Below are 24,059 nucleotides of genomic sequence, written 5' to 3'. Positions count from 1 at the left end.
TCTCCTACTAACGCCCCCGAACACACTTGTCGTAGAGGTCGAGCAACCGGCCACCCCCGTCGTATGCCCGCTTGACCGGCCAGTAGGCGGTTCCGTTATAAAACCGCCAGAATTCATCTTCTGGGTAAAACGAAGTGGAGTACAGCGATTTATGCCCCTCCAGCTCGTGGACCCGGTTCTCGATCAGACGGTTGTGATAACCGTCGAACTGCCCCCTGGGGAGCGGCACCGTTCCCCAGAAGCCGAAGTTGACGTAAAGCCGTCCCGGCTCCAACGGGTAGAGCGGCCACTCGCCCGTGGACCTCAGCGGGCACATCCAGACCGGCGCCATCCCGACCTTGGTGTGGAAGAAATCCAGGAACTCGGCACCGCGCTCGACGGGCACCTCGATGTCCTGGATGACCGACTCCTGTACCGGCAGGTCGCGCCAGCGGTCGACCCTGGCGATCACCCCGTACTTGCGGTCGAGACCGACGAGCCTGCGGTAGACGTCCGAACGCATCCACTTGCGCGGCATCAGGGACCGCACCAGCGCGGTCTGCACGCCGAAGGCACGTGAGCACCAGAACCAGTCGGTGTCCCAGCGCCACAGGTAGTCGCGCACGGTGAGCCAGTCACGGGTCCTGGTCTGGATCGACCGGTAGTAGATGCGCATCCCGGTGTAGTCGGAGAGGTAGGGGGCACGGTCGGCGAAGCGGCCCACCGTGATGTAGAGCTCGCCGGGCTCGAAGAACGTGCCGTCCACGAAGTCGACGCGCTCGCCCTCGTACTCGCCGCGCTCACAGATCTCCCGCATCGCGAGCATGCACTTGTCGGCGTCGCCGAACGGGATGTGGGTCAGCCTGACGTAGGGCTGGACGCGCTTGAGTTTGATCCGGATCCGCAGGGCGTAGCCAAGCGTGCCGTAGGAGTTGGGAAACGCGCGGAACAGGTCGCGGTGCTCGTTGTCGTCACGGGCCACGACGATCCGTCCGTCACCGGTGAGGATCTCCAGCTCCTCCACCGACTCGTGTGGCAGCCCGTCCCTGAAGCTGGTGGACTCGATGCCGAGCCCCGTCACCGCCCCGCCCAGTGTGATCGTCTTCAACTGTGGCACGACGTGCGGCATGAACCCGTGGGCGAGCGTGGCGTCCACCAGGTTCTCGTAGGTGGTCATCCCCTGGACCTCGGCGGTCATCGCCACCGGGTCGACCTCGATCACCTGGTCCAGGTCCTTGGCCGACAGCTTCGCCGAGCGGGCGCCGTCCCTGAACCGGAACAGGTTCGTGGTGGCCTTGGAGAGCCGGGGCGCCGCGTCCTGCGGGATGGCGGCGTAAGACGCCCTGATCTGTTCCACCGCCTGCCGGTGCGCCGGCATCCCTGTCGTCTGTCGCACGGTAATCACCCCCATGACCTCATCAGAAAGATCGCCCCTAGGCACGCTATATCTCGGATGTCTCCGGAACCAGGTGGGACGCGTTAAACACGAGAAAACTCTACGACCGCTCTTCCAGTGATCTTCGACCGACCACCGCATCAACCCCGTTGACCACATTCGTCACCGGGCGGCCCTCGATCGCGGCCTCCAGGTTGTCCAGCACGCAGCGGATCAGGCGGCCGGTCGACTGAGGGGTCACCCCGGCCACGTGCGGCGAGAGCAGGACCCGGGGAGCGGTGCGCAGCGGGTCGTCCTGCGGCAGCGGCTCGGTGTCGAACACGTCGAGCGCGGCGCCCCCCAGGTGCCCGGACTCCAGGGCCTCCAGCAGCGCCGTCGAGTCGACCACCTGTCCCCTCGCCGCGTTCACCAGCAGCGAGCCCGCGGGCATCAGGGAGGGGTCGATCATCCCTCTGGTCTCCTCCGTCAGCGGGATGACCAGAACGAGCACCTGGGAGCTCGCGACGAGATCACCGAGCTCTCGGTAGGTGTAGGGCACCTCGCGCGGCGTCCGGGTCCAGTAGGAGACCTCGCATCCGTGGGCGGCGAACATCCGGGCGGCGGCCTCGCCGATCGGGCCGAACCCGACGATGCCGACGCGTGATCCGTACAGCTCGGCGGGGCCGAGGTCCAGCTGCGGCCAGCGCCCCGCGCGGACCGCCGCGTCGGCGTCGAGCAGCCGCCGCGACAGTGCGAGAGTGGCGGCGAGGCACCACTCGGCCACCCCGATCGCGCTCACCCCCGCGGTGTTGGCCAGCGGCACGCCCGCCGCGGCGAGCGCGGCGAGATCGTGGCCGTCCACCCCCACGGAGGGCTGTTGCACGAACGCCAGGTCCGGTGCGGCACGGACGGCCTCGGCGTCCAGGGTGAGCCCGCCGCTCCAGTCGCCCACCACGATCTCGGCGTCGCCGAGTGCGGCGAGCAGCGACTTTCTGTCTCGGGTCGCGGGAACCGAGACGGCGACCCGGTCGCCGAGCGAGCCGAGCAGGTTGCGCACCGCATCCTCGGGGAGCGGCGGCAGCGCGAGCACCTTCCAGGGCATGTCACTCACCGCCTCGGGGGTGGAAGCTGTTGAACACGCGGGTCATGAGGGCACGCTGGGTGTCCCAGTCGGCCTCGTGGGTGGTCCAGCTGAGCACCAGCACCGAGTTGCCCACCGCGATGAACCGCCGCACCTCGTGATAGGTCACCCCGGACTTGGCCCAGGGTGCTCCCCCGCCGTCCTTCATGCTCCAGGTGAACTCCCACTGGAGCCCGGCCCCGTAGGCGAGAGGGATCTTGAACGTGTCATCGGAGTGGATCTCACTCCACTGGACCGCGTTCTCCCTCACGAGCCACTGAAGTCGCTCCAGTTCGCCGGCGTCTCCCTCCAGCAGCTCCACCGACATGTGGGCCGCCCCGTCGGGGCGCAGCCACTGGGTGTATCCCGTCTCGGCCGCATAGTCGCCTCTCCACCCGGCCGGGTAGCCGATCGACCAGTTCTCCGGGGGACGTGCCCGCCACGCCTTCAGCCCGCCGGCGGGCGCCGTCGTTCTGGTCGGGGCCGGAGTCGGGGTGGGAGTCGGGGTCGGGGTGGGCGTCGGCGACGTGCTCTGCTCCACCGGCGTCGGCTCGGTCTGGGCGACCGTGGGCACGGAACGTGCCACCGGCTGCTGGTCGGACCCCGACATCGCCACGGCCGCCGCGGCGCCACCCGCGGCCAGGACCACCACGGCACCCAGGATCAGCGGGAGCCGCCCTCCCCCGCGACGACCGGAGGCGGCCGAGATCCCGGTCTCGTGCCTGTGCTGAACGGTCCTGCCGGTGTGGCCGAAGCTCTCCTCCGTACGGTGCCCCCGGCCTGTCGGTGCGGGGCGGACGGCGGTCTCCCCGGTGCGGCGGGCCGCGGCCGACGGGTTGTCGATCACCTCCGCCAGCATCGCGTCGGCCTGCCGCACGGTCAGCCGGTGGGCGGGCTCCCGCTGGAGCATGCCGATGAGCACCGCTCGCATCTCCGGGGGTACCGGACCGAAGTCGGGCTCCTCGGTGAGGAGGGCACTGAGGGTGGAGATGGCGTCGCGGCGTTCGAAGGGTCCCCGGCCGACCAGGGCCGCGTAAAGGGTGGCGCCGAGTGCCCACAGGTCCGACCAGGGGCCGGCGTCGACGCCGGTGGCGCGCTCGGGCGGCAGGAAGCTGGGCGAGCCCGTCACCATGCCCGTCTGGGTGAGCGAGGTGTCGCCCTCGACGGTGGCGATGCCGAAGTCGGAGAGCACCGCGCGTCCCTCGGCGTCCAGCAGGATGTTGCTCGGCTTGACGTCGCGGTGCAGGATCCCGGCCTCGTGGGCCGCGCGCAGGGCCGACAGGACCTGGCGGCCGATGTCGGCGATCTGGCGCACCGGCAGCGGGCCGACCTCGTCCAGCCCGCGCGCCCTGACCAGCTCCATCACGATCCAGGGGCGGCCGTCCTGCTCCGCCACGTCGTAGATCGCCACGATGCCCCGGTGGTTGAGCCTCGCCGCGGTCCTGGCCTCGCGGGAGGTGCGGGTCAGCTGGACCTGGTGCTCGGCCGGGGAGAGGTTGGGCGGTAGGAGCACCTCCTTGACGGCGACCGAGCGGTCGAGGAGGGTGTCGTGGCCTTCCCACACCACGCCCATCCCGCCCCGGCCGAGCTCTCGCAGCAACCGATAGCGCCCAGCGACCACCCGTTCACTGTGCGGATATGTCATCGTAAGACCCCTAGGTACCATTCGGAGAGGGCGCAAGTTTCCCATACACGCGCGGGCCTCATGTGGCTCCTGGCGATGTGTCTTGCCATCGAAAGTCGAATGTTGTTCTACTGTGGCGGGAGACGGCAGTGGTCACGACCAAGTGATTGCTTGCTGACGCCGTACCCGAAGAGAACCGGCGACACCCGAGGAGAATGTCGATGGAGCGCGTGACCAGGAAGGGCCCGCTGGCCGGAGTCCGCGTGCTCGAACTGGCGGGACTGGCCCCCGGACCGTTCGCCGGGATGATGCTGGCCGACCACGGGGCCGAGGTGCTGCGCGTCGATCGCGTGAGCGTCGTCGCCAAGGCCGGGGACAGGCCGCGCGCCGGCGTGATGGACCGGGGCAAGCGGACGGTCGGCCTGGATCTCAAGTCCCCCGAGGGGGTCGCCGCGTTCAAGGAACTGGCCCGCCGGGCCGACGTGGTCGTCGACGTCTTCCGGCCGGGGGTCGCCGAGCGCCTCGGCATCGGCCCGGCCGACCTGCACGCGGTCAACCCGCGCCTCATCTACGGCCGGATGACCGGCTGGGGCCAGGACGGCCCGCTCGCCCCGACCGCGGGGCACGACATCGACTACATCGCCGTCTCCGGCGCGCTGTCGATGCTGGGCCGTGCGGGCGAGCGCCCCACCCCGCCGATCAACATCCTCGGCGACTTCGCCGGAGGCGGCCTCATGCTCGCGTACGGCGTGCTGCTGGCGCTGATCGAGCGGGAGCGGACCGGCGAGGGACAGGTGATCGACGCCGCCATGGTGGACGGCGCGGCGACGCTGTTCGCGATGTTCTACCACGGCGTGCAGACCGGCGGCTGGGGCCCGCGCGGCACGAACCTGCTGGACACCGGCGCGCCGATGTACGACACCTACGAGACGGCCGACGGCGGATACATGGCCGTCGGCGCGCTTGAGCCGCAGTTCTGGACGGAGATGATCACCCTGATGGGCCTGGAGGACCTGCCCGACCGAGACGACAGGTCACGGTGGCCCGCGCTCCGCGAGCGGCTCGCCGAGGCGTTCCGATCCAGGACCCGCGCCGAGTGGGAGGCGCTTTTCGACGGTACGGACGCCTGCGTCTCCCCGGTGCTGGAGATGGGCGAGGCCGCGGATCACCCGCACCACAAGGCGAGGGGCACGTTCGTCGACATCGGCGGGATCAGACAACCCGTGCCCACGCCACGCCTGCTCGGCGCGCCCGAGCAGGACCTCTCCCCCTCCACCCGGCTGGACGACCTCTCCTCCTGGGGCCTGGCCGACGAGACCGCGGCACGGCTGCGCGAAGCGGGGGTGCTGGCCTGATGGACGTCTTCGAGGCCCTCTACACCACCAGGGCGATGCGCAGGGTCAAGCCGGACCCGATCCCCGAGGAGGTCCAGCGAAGCATCCTGGACGCCGCGGTCCGCGCGCCCAGCGGTGGCAACGTGCAGAGCTGGCGCTTCCTGCTCGTCGACGACCTCGCGGTGAAGGAACGGCTCGGCCCCCTCTACAGGGACGCGCTCGGACAGCTCTTCGAGGGCCACTACCGGCCGATGCGCGAGAAGGCCGAGGCCGAGGGCGACACCCGGACGCTCAGCGTCCTGAAGTCGGCCCAGTACCTGGCCGACCACTTCGAGGGCTATCCGCTGCTGCTGTTCGCGTTCGTCCGCAACGACCCGTCCGGCGGCTCGATCTTCCCCTCGGTGTGGAGCGCGCAGCTCGCCGCCCGCGCCCACGGAGTGGGCAGCGCGCTGACCAGCGTGCTCGGCATCTTCCACGCCGAGGAGACGCTGCGGGTGCTCGGCGTGCCCGAGGGCAAGGGCTGGGCCCTGGCCTGCACGGTCACCTTCGGCTACCCCACCGGGCGCTGGGGTGTCGCGCCCCGACGTCCCGCGCACGAGGTGAGCTACCGCAACCGGTGGGGCCAGGACGTGGGCTTCGAGATCCCCGAGCCTCTGTGGGGGCAGGAAGGCTGAACACCGAGGGCACCGAGCCGCCCGGTCGGACGCGTCACCGCGAGCCGACCGGGGCCGACCGCACTCAGCGCATCGGGGACAGGACCGCCGCGTAGATGTCGGCTCCCCCCGGGTGGTGCACCTCCAGGTCGGTGGTGAAGGCCCTCGGCGGGGTGCCACCCGACTCGGTGTGCTTCCACAGCTGCTGCCACCCCTCCAGCAGGACACCCGGCATCGGCCCGCGGACCTCGACCTTCAGCGACGGCACTCCCGGCACCCGTACCGCCACCATCCCCTCGGGCAGCGCCGCGGCACTGCGCACGGCGACCCCGACGATCTGGGTGTAGGCGCCGTGGTGGTCACTCTCGTAGTCGGTGAGCACCGCGTAGATGTTCTCGTCGACCCGTCCCGGCACATGGGCGAAGGCCCCCGGGGACCCCGCCCGCGCCCAGAGCGCGCCGAGCCTCCCCCGGCCGGGCTCCGTCTCGTCGGCGTTCGACGTCCGTACGGCATGACCTACGACGAGCATCTCCGGCCGATCAACCACGATCACAATGCCTCCTCATGGCCATCCACTTATTCACGCAAACCGGATCCTAGTCCCCGCTCCGAGCTGCCAGTCCTCTTCGAAGGCCGGGAAAAGGGGAACGCTCATATCCGGCAATTCACGGCATAAGGTGGAGCAACGTGAGATTCCTCAATGAGATGGCACCGGCCTACGACCTGACCTACAGCGACGTCTTCATGGTTCCGTCGCTCTCCTCCGTCGGCTCGCGGCTCGCCGTCGACCTCTCCAGCCAGGACGGCACCGGAACCACCATCCCCATCGTGGTCGCCAACATGACGGCGGTGGCGGGACGGCGGATGGCGGAGACCGTCGCGCGGCGGGGCGGGATCACCGTGATCCCGCAGGACATCCCGATCGACGTGGTCGCCGACGTCGTCGACTGGGTCAAGAAACGCGACCTCGTCCACGACACACCGCTCACGCTCACCCCGCACGACACCGTCGGAGAGGCGCTCAACCTGCTGCCCAAGCGGGCCCACGGCGCGATCATCATCGTCGACTGGGACAACCGCCCGGCCGGCGTGGTCACCGAGAGCGACTGCTCGGGCGTGGACATGTACACCCAGCTCTCCCAGGTGATGTCCGACCACCTGCTCACGCTGCCCGCCGGGCTCGACCCGCGCGAGGCCTTCGACCGCCTCCACGAGGGCCGTCACCGGCTCGCCCCCGTCGTGGACGCGGACGGCCGGCTGGTCGGCATCCTGACCAGGACGGGCGCGCTGCGCGCCACCCTGTACCGGCCCGCCGTCGACGACTCGGGCAGGCTCCGCGTCGCGGCGGCCGTCGGAGTCAACGGCGACGTGGCCGCCAAGGCCAAGGAGATCCTCGACGCCGGGGTGGACTGCCTGGTCGTGGACACCGCCCACGGACACCAGGAGAAGATGATCAGCGCCCTGAGGGCGGTCCGCGCGCTCGGCCCCGACGTGCCCGTCGCGGCGGGCAACGTCGTCACCGCCGCGGGCGTGCGGGATCTCGTCGAGGCGGGGGCCGACATCGTGAAGGTCGGCGTCGGCCCCGGGGCGATGTGCACCACCCGGATGATGACCGGCGTGGGCCGCCCGCAGTTCTCCGCCGTGCTGGAGTGCTCCGCCGAGGCCCGCGGGCTGGGCCGCCACGTGTGGGCCGACGGCGGCGTCCGCCATCCCCGCGACGTCGCCCTCGCCCTGGCCGCGGGGGCGTCCAACGTGATGATCGGCTCGTGGTTCGCGGGCACCTACGAATCGCCGGGCGACACCCGTACCGCCGCCGACGGGCGGAAGTACAAGGAGAACTTCGGCATGGCCTCGGCCCGCGCGGTGAGACTGCGCACGGCGGAGGACTCCCCCTTCGACCGGGCGCGCAAGGCCCTGTTCGAGGAGGGCATCTCGACCTCCAGGATGTATCTCGACCCGGCCATGCCCAGCGTCGAGGACCAGATCGACGCCATCGTGGCCGGTCTGCGCTCCTCGTGCACCTACGCGGGGGCCTCCACCCTGGAGGAGTTCCACGAGCGCGCGGTGATCGGCGTCCAGAGCTCGTCCGGCTACACCGAGGGAATGCCGCTCCACCAGAGTTGGTGATCCGTCCCACCGTTCTCCCGGGATCTCGCCGTAGCCGGCGAGATCCCGGGAAAGGACACGCATCCTCCTACCGCCACGGGGTAGTCGGCTCGTCGAGCCATCTTCCACCACCGAAAGGCGAGCGGACATGAATGGAACGCCCACCGGCCTGGACACGCAGGTCGTCGTGGACCGGAGGGTCCTGGCAGGCTACGACAACTACCTCGCGGCACAGCGAACCGTGGACGGACTCTCCGACGCGGGCTTCCCCGTCGAGAACGTGGCGATCGTCGGCAGCGACCTGAAACTCGAGGAGACCGTCACCGGCAGGATGACCAACGGGCGGGCCGCGCTCACCGGAGCCGGAAGCGGCGCGGCCTTCGGCGCCGTCGTGGGGATGTTCCTCGGCCTGTTCACCTCGACCACGATGTCGTTCTTCGTCCTCGTGCTCTGGGCGGCCCTGTGGGGTGCCGTGATGGGAGCCGCGTTCGGGTTCATCAACCACCTCTTCACCGGCGGCAAGCGGGACTTCGCCTCGCGCAGCGCGATCGTCGCCGGCCGCTACGACGTGCTGGTCGCGGCCTCCCACCTGGACCACGCGCGGGCCGTCCTGGAGTCGACCCCCGGCCCCGCCGACACCATGGTCGTGGAGGTTCCCCCGTCCGCCGGCATGTACGACCCGGCCGCCACCGGGGCCACCTCCCCCACCCACGCCACCCCCGCACAGACGCTCGCCACCGACATCCCCCCGCAGCCGTCCGCCCCCGACCTCTCCGGCCGTCCGGTCACCTCCGACCTGCCGCCGCAGCCGGTCATCCCCGGGCGCGCCGCGCGACCGGCCACCGCGGACCACCCCGCGCCCGCGGACGACCCGGCTCCCACGTCCCCCGCGCCGTCGCACGCCGAGGAGGGTGCCGAGCCGGCGCGGCCCGGCACCGCCGAGCACCGGATCCCCGCGCAGCCGACCTCTCCCGACCGCCCCGCCGTCCGGTCGGCCGGCTCCGAGCGGCCCGACTCCTGAGTGCGCCTGGTGAGAGAGTCCCGACAGAACATCCGGCGGGCGCCCCGATCCGGGGCGCCCGCCGGCAGGTGGACGCGGAAGAGGGTGCTCAGCCCTTGACGCCGCCCGCGAGCAGGCCGCGGACGAAGTAGCGCTGCATCGACAGGAAGACGACCAGCGGGATGATCAGCGAGACGAACGCTCCCGAGGTCAGGCGCTGCCACTCGTTGCCCTTGGTACCGGCCATCTGCGCCAGCCGTACCGTCATCGGAGCGCTCTCCGGGGTGCCTCCGGCGAAGATCAGGGCCACCAGCAGGTCGTTCCAGACCCAGAGGAACTGGAAGATCGCGAAGGTGGCGAGCGCCGGCCCGACCAGCGGGAGGACGATCGTGCGCAGGATCTTCCCGTGGCTCGCCCCGTCGACCCTCGCCGCCTCCATCAACTCGCCGGGAAGCTCGGACATGAAGTTGTGCAGCAGGAAGACGCCCAGCGGTAGCGCGAAGCAGGTGTGGGCGAACCAGACCTGAATGAACCGGGCGGGGCCCTCCAGCTCCCAGGCGGGCATCAACTGGAGGCCGAAGACGGACACGCCCTCGGAGAAGAACGAGAGCAGTGGCACGAGTGCCATCTGCAGCGGCACGATCTGCAGCGCGAAGATGCCGATGTAGATCCACTCTCGTCCGCGGAACGGCAGCCAGGCGAGCGCGTACGCCGCGAAGGTGGCGAGGGCGAGCGGGAAGAGCACCGACGGGATCGTGATGACGATCGAGTTGATCAGGAAGCTCATCATCTGGCCGGAGGACGAGGAGGTTCCGAACAGGACCTGCTGGTAGTTCTCCAGGGTGATCTGCGGGTCGGAGAAGAACGTCCACCAGCCGGTGGTCTTGATCTGGTCCTCCGGGCGCAGCGAGGACAGCAGCAGACCGAAGGTCGGGGTGGTCCACAGGACCGCGATGACGATCGCCGCGGCGCCGGCGACGCGGCCGCTCAGTCTCCGCCGTACGCGCTGCGGTGCCGTCGTCGCCTCGGGCCGCACCATGGTCTGGGTCAACGTGGCCATGTGGACTCCTTCGCCGTCCGCGTACTCGCGACGCGGGGCCTGCCTGCTCGCCCGGTCACCTGACGGCCTCTCTGCGCTGGCGGATCTGGTAGATCACGATCGGGGTCACCAGGACGAACAGGAAGACCGCGAGGGCCGCGCCCTTGCCCGTCTCGCCGTACCGGAACGCCTGGTTGTACATCTCGTTGGCGATGACGCTGGTGTCGAACTGGCCGCCGGTCATGGTGCGGACGATGTCGAACAGCTTGAGCGTGCCGATCGACTGCGTGACCAGCACCACGATCACGGCCGATCGGATGGACGGCAGCGTCACCCGGAAGAACATCTGCAGCGGGCTCGCCCCGTCCAGCCGGGCGGCCTCGACGATCTCGGCGGGGATTCCCTTGATCGCGGCGGAGAGCACCACGGTGGCGAAACCCGCCTGGATCCAGACCATGACCACGATGAGGAACAGTGTGTTGAGCGGTGCCTCCTGGAGCCACTGCTGTGGTTCGCCGCCGAACGCGACCGTGATCTGGTTGAGCAGGCCGATCTGGTCCTGCTCCTCGGAGCGGTAGGCGTAGACGAAGCGCCAGATGATGCCCGCCCCGACGAAGGAGATCGCCATCGGCAGGAAGACGAGTGACTTGGCGAGCGACTCGAAACGGGTGCGGTCGACCAGGACGGCGTAGACCAGCCCGACCGAGGTCACCAGCAGCGGGACGAGCAGCACCCAGATAAGGGTGTTGCGGAGGACGATCACCGCCTCCGGCTGGGTGAACATCCAGGCGTAGTTGGACATGCCGACCCACTCCTTGCCGTCGCCGCTCATGAACGACAGCAGGGTGGTGCGCACGGCCGGTACGACCAGGCCGATGGCGAGGAGCAGGATGGCGGGCAGAAGCAGGATCGTGGCGTGGGTCCACGCGCGCCGCCGCATCGGGGCGCGGTCGAGGAGCACCAGGATCACCGCCACCACCACGAGGAACGCGGCGACGCCGATCAGCAGTTGGAGGAGTTTGGGCAGTTCGGCGGCGAAGTCGAAGTCCATCGGAGAATCTCCCGGGAGGACGACGGTCCGGTCCCGCGCATCACGCAGAACCGGACTCATCGGGATATATCAGGACTTGGGCCAGGAGGCTTCGATGTAGTCGAGGACCGTCTTGGTGTCCTTGCCGTTGATCCAGTCGGTCATGCCCTTCCAGAACGTGCCCGCGCCGACCGCGGCGGGCATCAGGTCCGAGCCGTCGAAGCGGAAGATCGTGCTCGGGTCCTGGAGCATCTCCATGGAGAGCTTGTCGATCGGGTTCTGGGCGTTGGCCGGGTCGACGCCCTTGCGCGCGGTGACGTAGGTCGCCAGTTTCATGCGGGCGGTGGGGAACTCCGCGGAGGCGAGATACGCCTGGACGGCCTGGACCTCGGGGCGGTCGGTGAAGGCCGCCACGAACTCGCCCGCGCCGAGCACCGGCTTCTTGGCCGGGTCGTTGCCCGGCAGGTAGAAGGCGAACACGTCACCGTCCTCGGCGACCTTGGTCCCCTCGGGCCAGAAGTTGGCGTAGAAGGACGCCTGGCGGTGCAGGGCGCACTTGCCCTCGGTGATCGGGACGCCGCCCTCCTGGAAGGCGGTGCTGGCGATCGACTTGACCGGACCGTAGCCGCCGTTGACGAACTTCTCGTTCTTGAGGATCGCGCCGACCTTGTCGACCGCCGCGGTGACCTTGGGGTCGTTGAACGGGGTCTTGTGGCTCACCCAGTCGTCGTATCCCTCGGGACCGGCCTCCCTGAGCATGAGGTCCTCGATCCAGTCGGTCGCCGGCCAGCCGGTCGCGTCACCGGACTCGATGCCCGCGCACCACGGCTTCACGCCGGAGTCGGCGATCGTGTTGGTGAGCGTCATGAGCTCGTCCCAGGTCTTGGGGACGGCCCAGCCCTTCTCGGTGAACATCTTCGGCGAGTACCAGACGAAGGACTTCACGCTCGCGCCGAGCGGGGCGCCGTAGAAGACGCCGTCGACGGTGGCGTACTTGGCCCAGTCCTCCGACCAGCCCTCGGCGGTGAGCTTCTTGATCTCCTCGGAGGCGGGCTTGAGCTTTCCCGCCTTGGCGAAACGCTCAAGAAGGCCCGGCTGGGGGAAGAAGGCGATGTCGGGGGGGTTGCCGCCGTCCGCGCGGACCTGGATCTGCGCCTCGAACTCGCCGGTGCCCTCATAGGTGATCTTCATTCCGACGCAGTCGGCGAACGGCTTCCACGCCTTCTCGAAGTGGTCGGCCTCCGCGTCACGGATCGGCGAGTAGATGCTGACGGTCTTGCCCTCGTGTTTGCCGTACTGACTGAAGGCGGCACATTCGGGGGACGCGCCGGCGTCGTCGCCACCCGCCGATGGCGTGGGGTCCGCGGATCCGCAGGCGGTGACGACCAACGCCAGCCCTATGCTGCCCGCCGCAAGGGCGGTGCGCCGGGGCCGAGAGAGGAGCGACATGGAACCATCCTCCAAATACACAATTGCCGGGGAGTGTGAGAGCGCTCTCTGGAAGAGTTGTCTGCCCACAACGCAAAGTCAAGAACCGTGATATTACGGTTACCATCTCAGAATTCTTGACACGATCTGTGCGGTACCGTGATGCTCCAGAGAGCGCTCTCACGTAACAGCCGAACAGAATGGGGCGGTGAGGACATGACCATGTCCGCCGAAAAGTCCTACGACCTTCAGGACTCCGGCGTGCTGAGATTCCCTGAGGGCTTCGTCTGGGGTGCCGCCACCGCGGCCTACCAGATCGAGGGCGCCACCCGGGATGACGGCAGGGGCCCCTCCATCTGGGACACGTTCTCCCGCACCCCCGGCAAGGTTCACGCGGGCCACACCGGTGACGTCGCGTGCGACCACTACCACCGCTATCCCGAGGACGTCGCGCTCATGCGCGACCTCGGCCTGCACTCCTACCGGTTCTCCATCTCCTGGCCCCGCGTGCAGCCCGACGGGTCGGGGCCCGCCAACCCGCGCGGCCTGGACTTCTACGACCGCCTCGTCGACGAGCTCCTCGAAAAGGGCATCACCCCCATCGTGACGCTCTACCACTGGGACCTGCCGCAGACCCTGGAGGACCGCGGCGGCTGGACCAGCAGGGAGACCGCCGCGCACTTCGCCGACTACGCCGCGATCGCGCACGGCAGGCTGGGTGACCGGGTCGAGACGTGGACCACCCTGAACGAGCCCTGGTGCTCGTCCTTCCTCGGCTACGCGTCGGGCATCCACGCCCCCGGCCTCGCCGAGCCCGCGCTGGGCTTCGCCGCCGTCCACCACCTGCTGCTCGGCCACGGCCTGGCCGTCCAGGCGCTGCGCGCCTCGGGCGCCGCCACGGTCGGCGTCACGCTCAACCTCTCCCCCGTGATCGGCGACGACGCCCTCGCGGTCGAGCTCGTCGACGGCCTGCAGAACCGGATCTTCCTGGACCCGGTGCTGCGCGGGGAGTATCCCGCCGACGTCGTCGAGCGTGCCCGCCGCTTCACCGACTGGTCCTTCGTCCAGGACGGCGACCTGGAGATCATCGGTCAGCCGATCGACCTGCTGGGCGTGAACTACTACCACCCGCAGACCGTGACCGTCCGCGCCGGCGAGCCCGCCAACCTGGTCTATCCGGGCAGCGAGGGCATCGCCTTCGGCGGAGCCGACGCGCCGCAGACCGCGATGGGATGGCCGGTGCAGCCGTTCGGCCTCACCGACCTGCTCCTGCGGCTCTCGCGCGACTATCCGGGCACCCCTCTGATCATCACCGAGAACGGTGCCGCCTTCGACGACGTCGTCGAGGACGGCGAGGTGCACGACGTCGGCCGCCTGTCCTACCTCGACGGCCACCTGCGCGCGGCGCACGCGGCGATCGAGGGCGGCGCCGACCTGCGCGGATACCTCGTGTGGTCGCTGCTGGACAACTTCGAGTGGGCCGAGGGGTATGACAAGCGGTTCGGCGTCGTGCACGTCGACTACGCGACGCAACGCCGCATCCCCAAGGACAGCGCCCTGTGGTACAGCCAGGTCGTACGCCGGAACGGACTGTGAGGACCCGTCCGACCCTGGAGAAGGTGGCCGCCCGGGCGGGTGTGTCCCGGGCGACGGCCTCGCGCGTGGTCAACGGCTCCACGCGCGTGGCACCCCAGATCCGCGACGCGGTCAACCGCGCCGTGGAGGAGCTGGGCTACGTGCCCAACCAGGCGGCGCGGAGCCTGGTCACCCAGCGGGCCGACTCCATAGCGCTCGTCTTCCCCGAGCCGGCGACCCGGGTCTTCTCCGACGACCCGACCTTCGCCGGGATCATCCGCGGGGTCAGCCTGGAGATCGAGGAGGCCGACAAGCAGCTCGTGCTGATGCTCATCGGCGCGACGGGCGGCTACCAGCGGGCCGAGCGCTACGCCACCAACGGCCACGTGGACGGCGTGGTCATCGCGTCGATGCACGGCACCGACCCGCTGCCGGCCATCCTCGCCAGGCGCGGGGTGCCGGTGGTGTGCAGCGGCAGGCCGACCGTGCCCAGCAGCCTGCCGTACGTGGACGTGGACAACGCCGGCGGCGCCGAGCGCGCGGTGCGGCACCTGATGGAACGGGGCAGGCGGCGCATCGCCACCATCGCCGGGCCGCAGGACATGATCGCCGGAATCGACCGGCTCGACGGCTACCGCGCCGTGCTGCGCGACTCCGACCGCCGCTCCATCGTCGCGGTCGGCGACTTCACCCGGGAGTCGGGGACGGTCGCGATGCGGCAGCTGCTCGCCGACGACCCGGAGATCGACGCGGTCTTCGTGGCGAACGACCTGATGGCGCTGGGCGCGCTGACGGCCCTGCGCCAGGCGGGCCGACGGGTCCCCGACGACGTCGCGCTGGTCGGCTTCGACGACATCCCAGCCGTCTCCTACGCCGAGCCTCCGCTGACCACGGTCAGGCAGCCGACCGTCGAGATGGGACGGAGGCTCGCCCGCATGGTCCTCGACCTGGAGGAGAAGGCGCAGGTGACACTCCCCACCGAGCTGGTCGTCCGGGAGTCCACCGCGTCCTGAGACCGGTCGCCCTCCGGCCACGGGAGCGGGCGAAACTCAAGACCCGACGAAGAGCACGGATCCGGAGCCCCGGCCGGGTGCCAGGGCTCCGGCCCGAGCTCCGAACCGGGACTACGAGGACGCCCGGACGACCAGATCCGTGGACACGATCATCGACTCGGCGGGGCCTCCCTCAAGGAGGGAGAGCAGCAGGCGGACCATCGCCGCGGCCTGCTCGGCGTGCGGCGTGTGGATGGTCGTCAGCGGCGGGTCGGTGTAGCGGGCGGCCTCGATGTCGTCGTAGCCCACGATGGCGACCTCGTCGGGAATCCTCCGGCCCGCCTGGCGGAGCGCGTGCATCGCGCCGATCGCCATCAGGTCGTTCGCGGCGAAGACCGCGTCGATCTCCGGGTCGTCGGCGAGCAGCTGCCGCATCGCGACCGCCCCCGACTCCCGGGTGAAGTCGCCGACCGCGATGATCGAGCGGCGATCGGAGTCGCGCAGCACCTCGCGGTAGCCGGTCAGCCGGTCCTGCCCGCCTATCATGTCCAGCGGCCCCGCGATGGTGGCGATGCGCCGCCTGCCTCGCTCCAGCAGATGCCGCACGGCGGTGGCGGCGCCCTCGACGTTGTCGTTGTCGACGTACGGTATCTCGACCGGCACGGCGGGTCTGCCGTAGGAGACGACCGGGACGCGCAGCCGGGTGAGCGCGACCGGCAGCGGGTCGGCACCGTGACTGGACACGAGCATGACGCCGTCGACGTGGCCGCCGGCGATGTAGTGCTCCACCCGGGCATGGCTCTCCGGCGACCCGGCCAGCAGCAGCACCACCTGCTTGTTGACGGCCTCCAGCTCCAGGCTGGCCGAACGGATGACGGTGGAGAACATCGGATCGTCGGAGAACACCCGGTTCGGCGACTCCGAGACGACCAGCGCGACCGAGTTGGTCCGCTGGGTCACCAGGTTTCTCGCCGCCCCGTTGGGGACGTAGCCGAGCTCGTTCACCGCGCGCATGACCAGGTCCCGGATGTCGGCGGTGACCGTGGTCTGGCCGTTCACCACCCGGGAGACGGTCGACCGGGAGACCCCGGCACGGGCGGCGACCGCCTCCAGGGTGGGACGTCTCATCGTGTTCTTCCCCTACCGTCGATTGCGGTCCGTTACGTGCGATGACATCGCGGTACAACGGCGCGCCGTCCTTGAGCGGACGCCGCCGGGTGGCGAAGTCCGCGCGCACGATCCCGAACCTACGCCGGTCCCCTCCGGCCCACTCGAAATTATCAGCAGCGACCGGATGACCACGCACGTCCGCCCCTTCGGCGATCGCGGCGTGCACGACGCGCGGGTGGCCGTTGCCGTCGGCACGACGGAGGCGAGGGTGGCCTCCGAGTGCCGACGGCGGTCATCCCTTCACCGCCCCCTGCATGATTCCTCCGATGATCTGTTTGCCGAGCAGGGCGAACACGACGACCAGTGGAAGCGTGCCGAGCGTGGTGCCCGCCAGGCCGAGCACGTAGTCGTTGACGTATCCGCTGGCCAGTGTGGACAGGGCCACCTGGACCGTCGGATCCTCCGGGGTCAGGACGACCAGCGGCCAGAAGTAGTCGTTCCAGACCGACATGAAGGTAAGCATGCCCAGCACCGCCGCCGCCGGGCGGGCGGCCGGGAGCACGACGTGCCAGAACAGGCCCCAGGTGCTGCAGCCGTCGACCCGGCCCGCCTCGAGCAGCTCGGTCGGCAGCGCCCTGGAGAGGTACTGGGTCATGAAGAACACCCCGAACGCGTTGACGAGCGCGGGCACGATCAGCGCGTACATGGTGCCGGTCCACTCCAGCTTCACCATCAGCATGTACAGCGGGATGATGCCGAGCTGGGTCGGCACCATCATCGTCGCCACGGTGAGCAGGAGCAGGGCGTTGCGCCCGCGAAAGCGCAGCTTGGCGAACGCGAACCCGGCCAGGGTGGAGAAGAGCATCACCGCGAACGCGACGGTGCCGGAGACAATGACGGAGTTGAGCATCGCCAGGGCGAAGGGGACCGTGTCGAAGACGCGGGCGACGTTGGCGAAGAAGTTGCCGCCGGGGATGAGCGGCGGCGGCACGTCGGCCAGGGCCGCGTTGTCGCGGGAGGCGACCACGACGCTGTAGTAGAGCGGCATCATGGAGAAGAACGCCACCGCGGCGAGCGTGAGGTAGGTGAGCCTGCGGGCGGCGCCGCCGGAACGACGGCGGACCGCGGGGACGGCGGTGTGGGCGCTCATGTCAGCCCTCCCTTCCCACGACGGGTGAGCAGGTAGTTGACGCCGACGACCACCACGATGAAGACGAACATCATCCAGGAGATGGCCGAGGCGTAACCGAAGTCGAGCTTGGTGAAGTTCTCGTAGATGAACAGGGAGAGCGTCTGATACTGCCGGTCCACCCCTCCGGTGACGAGGTAGGAGCCGAACAGCAGCGGCTCGGCGAGGATCTGCATCGCGCCGATCGTCGAGGTGATGACGACGAAGATGATCGTTGGCTTGATCATCGGGATGGTGATCCTGCGGAGCTGGGTCGTCCCGCTCGCGCCGTCGATGGTGGCCGCCTCGTACAACTCGCGCGGCACCGCCTGCATCGCCGCCAGGAGAATGAGGGCGTTGTAGCCCGTCCACCGCCACATGATCATGGTGGAGATGGCGAAGTGAGAGCTGAGCACCCCCTCGTTCCAGGCGATGCCCTCGACGCCGACCAGGGAGAACACCCAGTTGATCATGCCGAAGTCCCGGCCGAACAACTGGCTGAAGATGACCACCACCGCGACCACACTGGTCACGTTGGGCAGCAGCAGCGTGATGCGGAAGAAGGTCTGCGCCCGTAGCGGCCGGTTGAGCAGGTGGGCGAGCCAGATGGCGAGCAGCAGCTGCGGCACGGTGGACAGCACCCCGATGGACAGGGTGTTGAAAGTGGCGTTCCAGAAGTAGTCGTCGGCGAGCAGCGTTCTGAAGTTCTCCAGGCCGACGAAGGTCTGCTCGTCCCGGAGCAGCGTCCACTCGTGCAGGCTCACCCAGGCGGTGTACGCGAGGGGAAACAACCCGAACGCGGAGAAGAGCAGGAAGAAGGGGGCCACGTAGGCGTACGGCGAGCCCTTGACGTCGAGTTGGTGAACCAGTTGGCGGCGGAGGCGGGGTCCCGCCTGTCTGTTCGGCGGGACCGCCGCCAGGCGATCGGGCGCGCGGGTGGCCATGGCAGCTCCTTTCTGCGGTTCTTCGGACGGCGGGAGGAGTGCGGCCCGTCACGGCGGGCGGCGTCGGCCCGTCACGGCGCACGGCGGGAGGCGTGCGGTTCCGCGGCACGGGACGCGTGCCCGCCACGGGACAGGGGCACGGGCTGGTGGCCGACCGGTACCAGACCGGCCGGCCGGGGGACGACTACTTGATCCTGCCGACGTCCTTGAGCGCCTGTGCCCAGGCCTCCTCGGCGTTCTGCTTGCCCTGGTCGACCCGCTGGAGACCGTCGCCGATCGCCTGCAGGACGTCACCGGCCTTGGGACCCACGGGCTGCGGCTTGAGCGACTTGGCCGCGTCGGTGAAGATCTTGCCGATCGGCGCGTTGCCGAAGTACGGGTTGACGAAGTCCTTCACCGCGGGGTCGTCGTACAGGGCGGGCAGCGAGGGCAGCGCGCTCGCCTCCTTGAAGAGCTTGATCTGGCTCTCCTTGCTGGTCAGCAGGTCGATCAGTGCCGCGGCCTCCTTGGGATGCCTGCCCTGCTTGGGCAGCATCAGGTGGGTGCCGCCCTGGTTGCCGCCGCCGCCGGGGACCGCCGCGATGTCCCAGGTGCCCTCGCCGGGCTTCTGATCCTTGATCGTTCCGGTCTTCCAGGCCGGGCAGACCATGGTGGCGAAGCTTCCCTTGGCGATGCCGGTGTTCCACGGCGGCGAGAACGCGGCGAGGTTGGCCGAGAGACCTTCGTCGATCATCTTCACGCCCGTGTCGTACGCCTTGCGCACGTCGGGGTTGGTGGCGGCGACGATGTTGTACTCGGCGTCGTAGAAGCCGATGGGGGCCTGCTCGACCATGGCGCGGAAGTGCTCGCCGGGACCGTCGGTGAACTTGGCTCCCTCCACCTTGCCCGCGACGAACCTCTTGCCCGTCTCGACGTAGGCGTCCCAGGTCGGCCAGAGCGCCGAGACCTCGTCTCGGTCGACGGGCAGGCCGGCCTTCTTGAACAGGTCCGGGCGGTAACACATGGCCAGGCCGCCGACGTCGGTACCGAGGCCCAGGAGGGCGGAGCCGTCGTTGGAGACGCCCAGCTTCCACTTCCAGTCGAGGTATTCGCTCTCGCGCCTGTCCAGGCCGTATTCCTTGAGGTCGTGGAACTTGTCCGGCACGGGGGTGAAGGCGCCGATGTAACCGCCCTCGACGGCGACCACGTCCGCGGCGCCCGCGCCGGTGGTCAGCTGGGTGATGAGGTTGGTGTGGTGGTCGTTGAACTGCGCGCGGCGCTCCACGATCTCCACGTTGGGGTGGGTCTTCTTGAACTCCTCGTACAGCGGCGCGTAGTGGAAGTCGCTGAACAGCCCGACGGTCAGCTTGATCTTCTCGGCCGGCCCTGAGGCCGGCCCGCCGCTCCCGGCGCCACCCCCACCGCAGGCGGTGAGGCCCAGGACCAGGGCGGAAACGGCGGCCATCGGGGCGAGGAACCTCTGGCGTGACTTACGCATGGAACCCTCCCGGGGTCCTCATAGATGATCATGGAGAGAGCGCTCTCTGAGAGAGAGTGACGCCAAGGGGATTGCCTGTCAACGGCACCGCCGACCTCACCCCGCGCCTGGCGGTCGGCTTTTCGCGGAAAGTGCCCCATCGCTCTCTTGGATGTTTCCCCAGCTCAGAGAGGTTTTGAAGTTAAATTTTATAGAAAATAGAGCGCTCCCACGAGGAAAGGTCACATTAAGGTCGCGTTTCCAGCGTGTTCCACAGGGCCGCACCGGCCTCTTGACACCCCCCGCCGAGCGGGCCACTCTCTATCTCAGAGAGCGCTCCCTCACAAATTTCCCCCGTGGTCCCACCTGCCGCCCGCACCCGCGGTGCCACCGGTCCCCGCCTCGCGAGACGATCCCGGACGGCCTCGCGTACGAGTGCTCGCCGCCCCCGTACGGGAGACCCCCTCCCCTCCTCGGAAGGACGACTTCGGAAAGACGACGCGGAAGCCACCTCGGCCCCCACGTCTCTCGTGGTGACGCCGGAAGCCGTAGAGTCGTCCGGCCGGTCGGAAATCGACCGGCGCGCATCCAACCAAGGAGAACCACGTGGCACTGGAGAAGCCGGAGATCGACTTTCCGGAAGGCGCCCCGCCCTCGGAGCTGGAGATCGTCGACATCGTCGTAGGGGACGGCCCGGAGGCCAAGCCGGGACACCAGGTCACCGTGCACTACGTCGGCGTTGCCTTCTCGACGGGCGAGGAGTTCGACGCGTCGTGGAACCGCGGAGACACCTTCCAGTTCCCGCTGGGCGGGGGCCGGGTCATCGCGGGCTGGGACCAGGGCGTCGCGGGTATGAAGGTCGGCGGCCGCCGCCGTCTCACCATCCCGCCGCACCTCGGCTACGGCAACGCCGGCGCGGGCAACCGCATCAAGCCGGGCGAGACGCTCATCTTCGTCGTGGACCTGCTCGGCGTGAGCTGACTCGGGACGAAACGACGCATGCGGGCGGGCCACACCGGCGACGGGTGGCCCGCCCCGCGTGTCCTGTCACCCCTCCGCCCCCACTGCCGTCCCGATCGTCCTGCACCGTCCTTCATATCCGGCACCGTGCCCTGCGTCCGATGTCGTCCTCTGTGTGCCCCGGTCTGGCGGCCACCTCACGTTCGCGAGGTTCGCGGGAAGGTCCGACCTCCCCGCGGGGCGCGATGACTCAGAAAAGCAGCGCCTCGCCTCACCGAAATACCGCTCGTAGCTCTTAAGCTGGCCATTGTGTTGTTGATCGACCTCGCGCGCACCTCCGCGGCCGTGACCGCCGTCTCCGCCCGGCTGGCGAAGACCGCCCACCTCGCGGAGCTGCTCGGCAGGGTCGAGCCGGACGAGGCCGAGATCGCGATCGCCTACCTCTCGGGAGAGCTGCCTCAGCGCAACGTTGGAGTGGGCTGGACGAGCCTGCAGGACCCGCCGGAGCCCCGGCTCGCCGCCACCGCCACCCTGCGTGGGGTCCACGACCTCCTCGATGAGATCAAGGCCCTGTCGGGCCCCGGCTCGCAGAGTGCGCGCAGGACGCTGGTCTCCGAGCTGTTCGGCGCCCTCACCCGCCAGGAGCAGGTTTTCCTGTCACGGCTGCTGCGGGGCGAGCTGCGTCAGGGCGCGCTTGAAGGAGTGATGGTCGAGGCCGTGGCGAAGGCGGCCGGGGTGCCGGCCACCGAGGTCAGGCGGGCGCTGACGTTGCGCGGCTGGCTTCCCGCCGTCGGCGCCGCCGCCCTGGGCGGTGGGGTCGAGGCACTGCGCGCCTTCCACCTTGAGGTCGGCCGCCCGGTGTCGCCGATGCTCGCCCAGAGCGCCACCTCCATCGCGACCGCGTTCGGCAAGCTCGGCGAGCCGGTGGCCATCGAGTGGAAGCTCGACGGCGTCAGGGTCCAGGCGCACCGCTCGGATGAGCGGATCACCGTCTTCACCCGCGCCCTTGAGGACATCACCGCGCAGGTGCCCGAGCTGGTCGAGGCGATGAGCGCCCTGCCCTCCCGCGACCTCGTCCTCGACGGCGAGGTGATCGCGCTGCGGGCCGACGGCCGCCCCGAGCCCTTCCAGGTCACCTCGGGCCGCGTGTCAAGCCGCACCGACGTGCCGCGCGTGCGCGAGAGGATCCCGCTGAGCGTCTTCTTCTTCGACGCGCTGCGGGTCGACGGCGCCGATCTGCTCGACCTGCCGGGTGAGGCACGCCATGCGGCCCTGACCGCCGCCGTGCCCGCGGAGCTGGTGACCCCTCGCCTGGTCACCGGCGACGTCGCGGACGGCGAGGCGTTCTTCAAGGACGCGATCAGGAGCGGCCACGAGGGCGTGGTGGTCAAGTCGCTCCTGACGCCCTACGCGGCCGGGCGGCGCGGCGCCGGCTGGATCAAGGTGAAGCCCCGGCACACGCTCGATCTCGTCGTCCTGGCCGCGGAATGGGGCCATGGTCGCCGCGAGGGCAGGCTCTCCAACCTGCACCTGGGCGCCCGCGACCCGGTGACCGGCGGATTCGTCATGCTCGGCAAGACCTTCAAGGGCCTGACCGACGAGCTGCTCGCCTGGCAGACCGACCGCTTCCTCGGCATCGCCGAGGGGCCCACCGACGGCTGGACGGTCACCGTCCGTCCCGAGACGGTCGTCGAGATCGCCTTCGACGGCGTGCAGCAGTCGAGCCGCTATCCCGGCGGCATGGCGCTGCGCTTCGCCAGGGTCATCCGCTACCGCACCGACAAGACGGCGGACCAGGCCGACACCGTCGACATGGTCCGCGCCCTCATGCTCTGACATGTCTTCGTGCTCGTGTCACGTCCGTGGTCCGGCGTACCGCCGCACGGGTGCCACGTCCCTCGTGCGGCTGCCGTCCCGTAGGTCCTGCGGCCTCAGGACACCGGAGGCGTCATTTGACGACACGCAGGGTGAAGGGGTATCGGAAGTCGCCGTCGCCCGCCGCGGCCACGGCGCCGACCACGGACAGCACCACGCCGCCGATCCAGAGCAGGGGCGTCAGGACGAAGCCGATGAAAGTGATCGCCAGCACGATGGTGGCCGCGAGCATCGTCAGCTGGAAGTTCAGTGCCTCCACCGAGTGCGCCCGGATGTAGGGCGACGTCCTGCCCGCGGTGAGCATCATGACGGCCGGACCGATGACGGGAAGGCCCGCCAGCGGGAGCAGGTGCGACGCCACCGCCCCCAGACGCTCCGCTCCGCTCTCCCCCCGGCCGAAGGGGCGTGCGTGATGACCGTACGCGACCTGACCCGCGGCGGGCGGGTAGGAGGCGAGACGGGCCGGACGCGTGCCGTACAGCTCGTTCATGATCGGGACGAGGTCGCCGTGGACGCGGGCCGTCATCGCCCGCTCCAGCCTGTCGTCGAACTCGGCCTTGTCGAGTCTTCCCTCCGCGTAGGCGGCCTGGACGTGCTCGACTACCCGCTCGCGATCCTGGTTGCTGACCCGAAGCCCCGCGTGACCGGGTCGAGGACCTGCCGCCGGCACTCCCCCGTACCCCGGGCCTGCTGGTGTCGCTGTGCCTGCCATGAGACCGATACCCTTTCTTCGCCGCTTCGATCTCAATGTTCGTCCAGATTGTCGGCCCGGTATATCAGGATGAACCCCCATAAGCCCCTGAGACCCATCCCTGGCCTTCCGCCACGGAACGAGCAGGAGAGGTATACAAGGAAATATGAGATGGCGAGATCGCTACGGGTTGAGGCGGCTACGCGGGCCGAAGATCGCAAAGTTCGACCGCGCCACGACCGACGCCGACATCGAGGCGCTCATCGCCTTCGCGAAGTCGCGCAAGAGCGTCGAGTTCTACGTCGAGCCCGAGACATTCGCGACGAACACCACGGCGGTGGCCGTCGCCGACGACGGTGAATGGACCCGGCGCCGGGTCGGCTCCCCCGCGGTGATCCGCAAGGTGGCCCGCGACCTGGCCCTGCCCGTCTACGACGTCCAGCTGACCGGTTATCCACCCCGGATGAGGGCCTACAACGAGCGTCAGAAACGCGCCGAGGGCTGAGCGAAGAGCGCCGGGCTCCCCTCATCACCGAAACCGGGGAGCCCCGCGGGCATCCGCCGACTCGGGGGCCCGAGAGACCGGCGGCCCTCTCGTCG

21 protein-coding genes and 1 pseudogene are annotated in these 24,059 nt (G+C 69.6%); 9 read left to right on the top strand and 13 right to left on the bottom strand.

Annotated features, from left to right (window positions below; all coding sequences use genetic code 11):
- Positions 1–7: 7 nt before the first annotated feature.
- From ACFY3V_RS25325 to ACFY3V_RS25315, 3 genes are all read right to left on the bottom strand, one after another.
- A complete protein-coding gene (locus tag ACFY3V_RS25325; RefSeq protein WP_362902461.1) occupies positions 8–1,357 on the bottom strand; it encodes an FAD-binding oxidoreductase in 1,350 nt (449 codons plus the stop codon).
- Positions 1,358–1,475: 118 nt separating this feature from the next.
- A complete protein-coding gene (locus tag ACFY3V_RS25320; RefSeq protein ID WP_362902463.1) occupies positions 1,476–2,456 on the bottom strand; it encodes a 2-hydroxyacid dehydrogenase in 981 nt (326 codons plus the stop codon).
- A gap of 1 nt (position 2,457) precedes the next feature.
- Entirely contained in the window at positions 2,458–4,119 is a 1,662-nt protein-coding gene (locus tag ACFY3V_RS25315; protein WP_362902439.1) for a serine/threonine-protein kinase, read from the bottom strand.
- A gap of 200 nt (positions 4,120–4,319) precedes the next feature.
- On the opposite strand from ACFY3V_RS25315, the gene ACFY3V_RS25310 reads away from it, so the two are divergent.
- Together ACFY3V_RS25310 and ACFY3V_RS25305 are read left to right on the top strand one after the other, a co-directional pair.
- Positions 4,320–5,453 carry a CaiB/BaiF CoA-transferase family protein gene (locus ACFY3V_RS25310; RefSeq protein WP_362902441.1) on the top strand — a complete coding sequence of 378 codons (1,134 nt, stop codon included), beginning with the start codon at positions 4,320–4,322 and terminating at the stop codon, positions 5,451–5,453.
- Complete coding sequence (locus tag ACFY3V_RS25305; protein ID WP_389776748.1) at positions 5,453–6,106, top strand: nitroreductase family protein; 654 nt, start codon at positions 5,453–5,455, stop codon at positions 6,104–6,106. The genes ACFY3V_RS25310 and ACFY3V_RS25305 overlap by 1 nt, the downstream gene beginning before the upstream one ends.
- A 64-nt stretch (positions 6,107–6,170) precedes the next feature.
- Here the strand turns inward: ACFY3V_RS25305 and ACFY3V_RS25300 are convergent, their stop codons facing one another.
- Complete coding sequence (locus tag ACFY3V_RS25300; RefSeq protein ID WP_362902445.1) at positions 6,171–6,638, bottom strand: GyrI-like domain-containing protein; 468 nt, start codon at positions 6,636–6,638, stop codon at positions 6,171–6,173.
- A 134-nt stretch (positions 6,639–6,772) separates the two neighbouring features.
- On the opposite strand from ACFY3V_RS25300, the gene ACFY3V_RS25295 reads away from it, so the two are divergent.
- Positions 6,773–8,212, top strand: a complete 1,440-nt coding sequence (locus ACFY3V_RS25295; protein WP_389776745.1) for a GuaB1 family IMP dehydrogenase-related protein — start codon at positions 6,773–6,775, stop codon at positions 8,210–8,212.
- Positions 8,213–8,339: 127 nt separating this feature from the next.
- Positions 8,340–9,212 carry a general stress protein gene (locus ACFY3V_RS25290; protein ID WP_362902449.1) on the top strand — a complete coding sequence of 291 codons (873 nt, stop codon included), beginning with the start codon at positions 8,340–8,342 and terminating at the stop codon, positions 9,210–9,212.
- 88 nt (positions 9,213–9,300) lie between these two features.
- On the opposite strand, the gene ACFY3V_RS25285 is transcribed toward ACFY3V_RS25290, so the two are convergent.
- The 3 genes from ACFY3V_RS25285 to ACFY3V_RS25275 form a co-directional block, all read right to left on the bottom strand.
- Complete coding sequence (locus tag ACFY3V_RS25285) at positions 9,301–10,251, bottom strand: carbohydrate ABC transporter permease (protein WP_362905230.1); 951 nt, start codon at positions 10,249–10,251, stop codon at positions 9,301–9,303.
- 55 nt (positions 10,252–10,306) lie between these two features.
- Positions 10,307–11,281 (bottom strand): sugar ABC transporter permease, encoded by a 975-nt coding sequence (locus ACFY3V_RS25280; RefSeq protein ID WP_362905232.1) that lies wholly within the window; start codon positions 11,279–11,281, stop codon positions 10,307–10,309.
- 69 nt (positions 11,282–11,350) lie between these two features.
- The gene (locus ACFY3V_RS25275; RefSeq protein WP_362905234.1) at positions 11,351–12,709 is read right to left on the bottom strand and encodes an ABC transporter substrate-binding protein; all 1,359 of its coding nucleotides are present in this window, start codon (positions 12,707–12,709) and stop codon (positions 11,351–11,353) included.
- A 195-nt stretch (positions 12,710–12,904) separates the two neighbouring features.
- On the opposite strand from ACFY3V_RS25275, the gene ACFY3V_RS25270 reads away from it, so the two are divergent.
- Together ACFY3V_RS25270 and ACFY3V_RS25265 are read left to right on the top strand one after the other, a co-directional pair.
- The gene (locus tag ACFY3V_RS25270; protein WP_350945901.1) at positions 12,905–14,284 is read left to right on the top strand and encodes a GH1 family beta-glucosidase; all 1,380 of its coding nucleotides are present in this window, start codon (positions 12,905–12,907) and stop codon (positions 14,282–14,284) included.
- Positions 14,281–15,276 (top strand): LacI family DNA-binding transcriptional regulator, encoded by a 996-nt coding sequence (locus ACFY3V_RS25265; RefSeq protein ID WP_362905238.1) that lies wholly within the window; start codon positions 14,281–14,283, stop codon positions 15,274–15,276. Before ACFY3V_RS25270 ends, ACFY3V_RS25265 begins: the two co-directional genes overlap by 4 nt.
- 111 nt (positions 15,277–15,387) lie before the next feature.
- On the opposite strand, the gene ACFY3V_RS25260 is transcribed toward ACFY3V_RS25265, so the two are convergent.
- The 5 genes and pseudogenes from ACFY3V_RS25260 to ACFY3V_RS25240 form a co-directional block, all read right to left on the bottom strand.
- On the bottom strand, positions 15,388–16,383 hold the full coding sequence (locus tag ACFY3V_RS25260) for a LacI family DNA-binding transcriptional regulator (protein WP_350945899.1): 996 nt from the start codon (positions 16,381–16,383) through the stop codon (positions 15,388–15,390).
- A gap of 40 nt (positions 16,384–16,423) precedes the next feature.
- Positions 16,424–16,591: pseudogene (locus ACFY3V_RS25255) on the bottom strand (family 1 glycosylhydrolase); the annotation flags it as partial.
- A 66-nt stretch (positions 16,592–16,657) separates the two neighbouring features.
- Entirely contained in the window at positions 16,658–17,515 is an 858-nt protein-coding gene (locus ACFY3V_RS25250; RefSeq protein ID WP_389776738.1) for a carbohydrate ABC transporter permease, read from the bottom strand.
- Complete coding sequence (locus ACFY3V_RS25245; RefSeq protein ID WP_362905242.1) at positions 17,512–18,477, bottom strand: sugar ABC transporter permease; 966 nt, start codon at positions 18,475–18,477, stop codon at positions 17,512–17,514. Before ACFY3V_RS25245 ends, ACFY3V_RS25250 begins: the two co-directional genes overlap by 4 nt.
- A 184-nt stretch (positions 18,478–18,661) precedes the next feature.
- Entirely contained in the window at positions 18,662–19,954 is a 1,293-nt protein-coding gene (locus ACFY3V_RS25240) for an ABC transporter substrate-binding protein (protein WP_362905244.1), read from the bottom strand.
- 585 nt (positions 19,955–20,539) lie between these two features.
- Between ACFY3V_RS25240 and ACFY3V_RS25235 the strand changes: the two genes are divergently transcribed.
- Positions 20,540–20,914, top strand: coding sequence for an FKBP-type peptidyl-prolyl cis-trans isomerase (locus tag ACFY3V_RS25235; protein WP_350925951.1), 375 nt, complete (start codon positions 20,540–20,542; stop codon positions 20,912–20,914).
- 288 nt (positions 20,915–21,202) lie between these two features.
- On the top strand, positions 21,203–22,729 hold the full coding sequence (locus ACFY3V_RS25230) for an ATP-dependent DNA ligase (protein WP_362905246.1): 1,527 nt from the start codon (positions 21,203–21,205) through the stop codon (positions 22,727–22,729).
- A gap of 112 nt (positions 22,730–22,841) precedes the next feature.
- On the opposite strand, the gene ACFY3V_RS25225 is transcribed toward ACFY3V_RS25230, so the two are convergent.
- Entirely contained in the window at positions 22,842–23,480 is a 639-nt protein-coding gene (locus ACFY3V_RS25225; RefSeq protein WP_362905248.1) for a DUF1707 and DUF4870 domain-containing protein, read from the bottom strand.
- A 145-nt stretch (positions 23,481–23,625) separates the two neighbouring features.
- Between ACFY3V_RS25225 and ACFY3V_RS25220 the strand changes: the two genes are divergently transcribed.
- On the top strand, positions 23,626–23,964 hold the full coding sequence (locus ACFY3V_RS25220) for a hypothetical protein (RefSeq protein ID WP_350945893.1): 339 nt from the start codon (positions 23,626–23,628) through the stop codon (positions 23,962–23,964).
- The last annotated feature ends 95 nt before the right edge of the window (positions 23,965–24,059 follow it).

This window comes from Streptosporangium sp. NPDC000095 (assembly GCF_042899335.1).
In the GTDB taxonomy this organism is placed as follows: domain Bacteria; phylum Actinomycetota; class Actinomycetes; order Streptosporangiales; family Streptosporangiaceae; genus Streptosporangium.
Note: the sequence above shows the minus strand (reverse complement) of the source record. Positions and strands in the feature narration are given on the sequence as shown.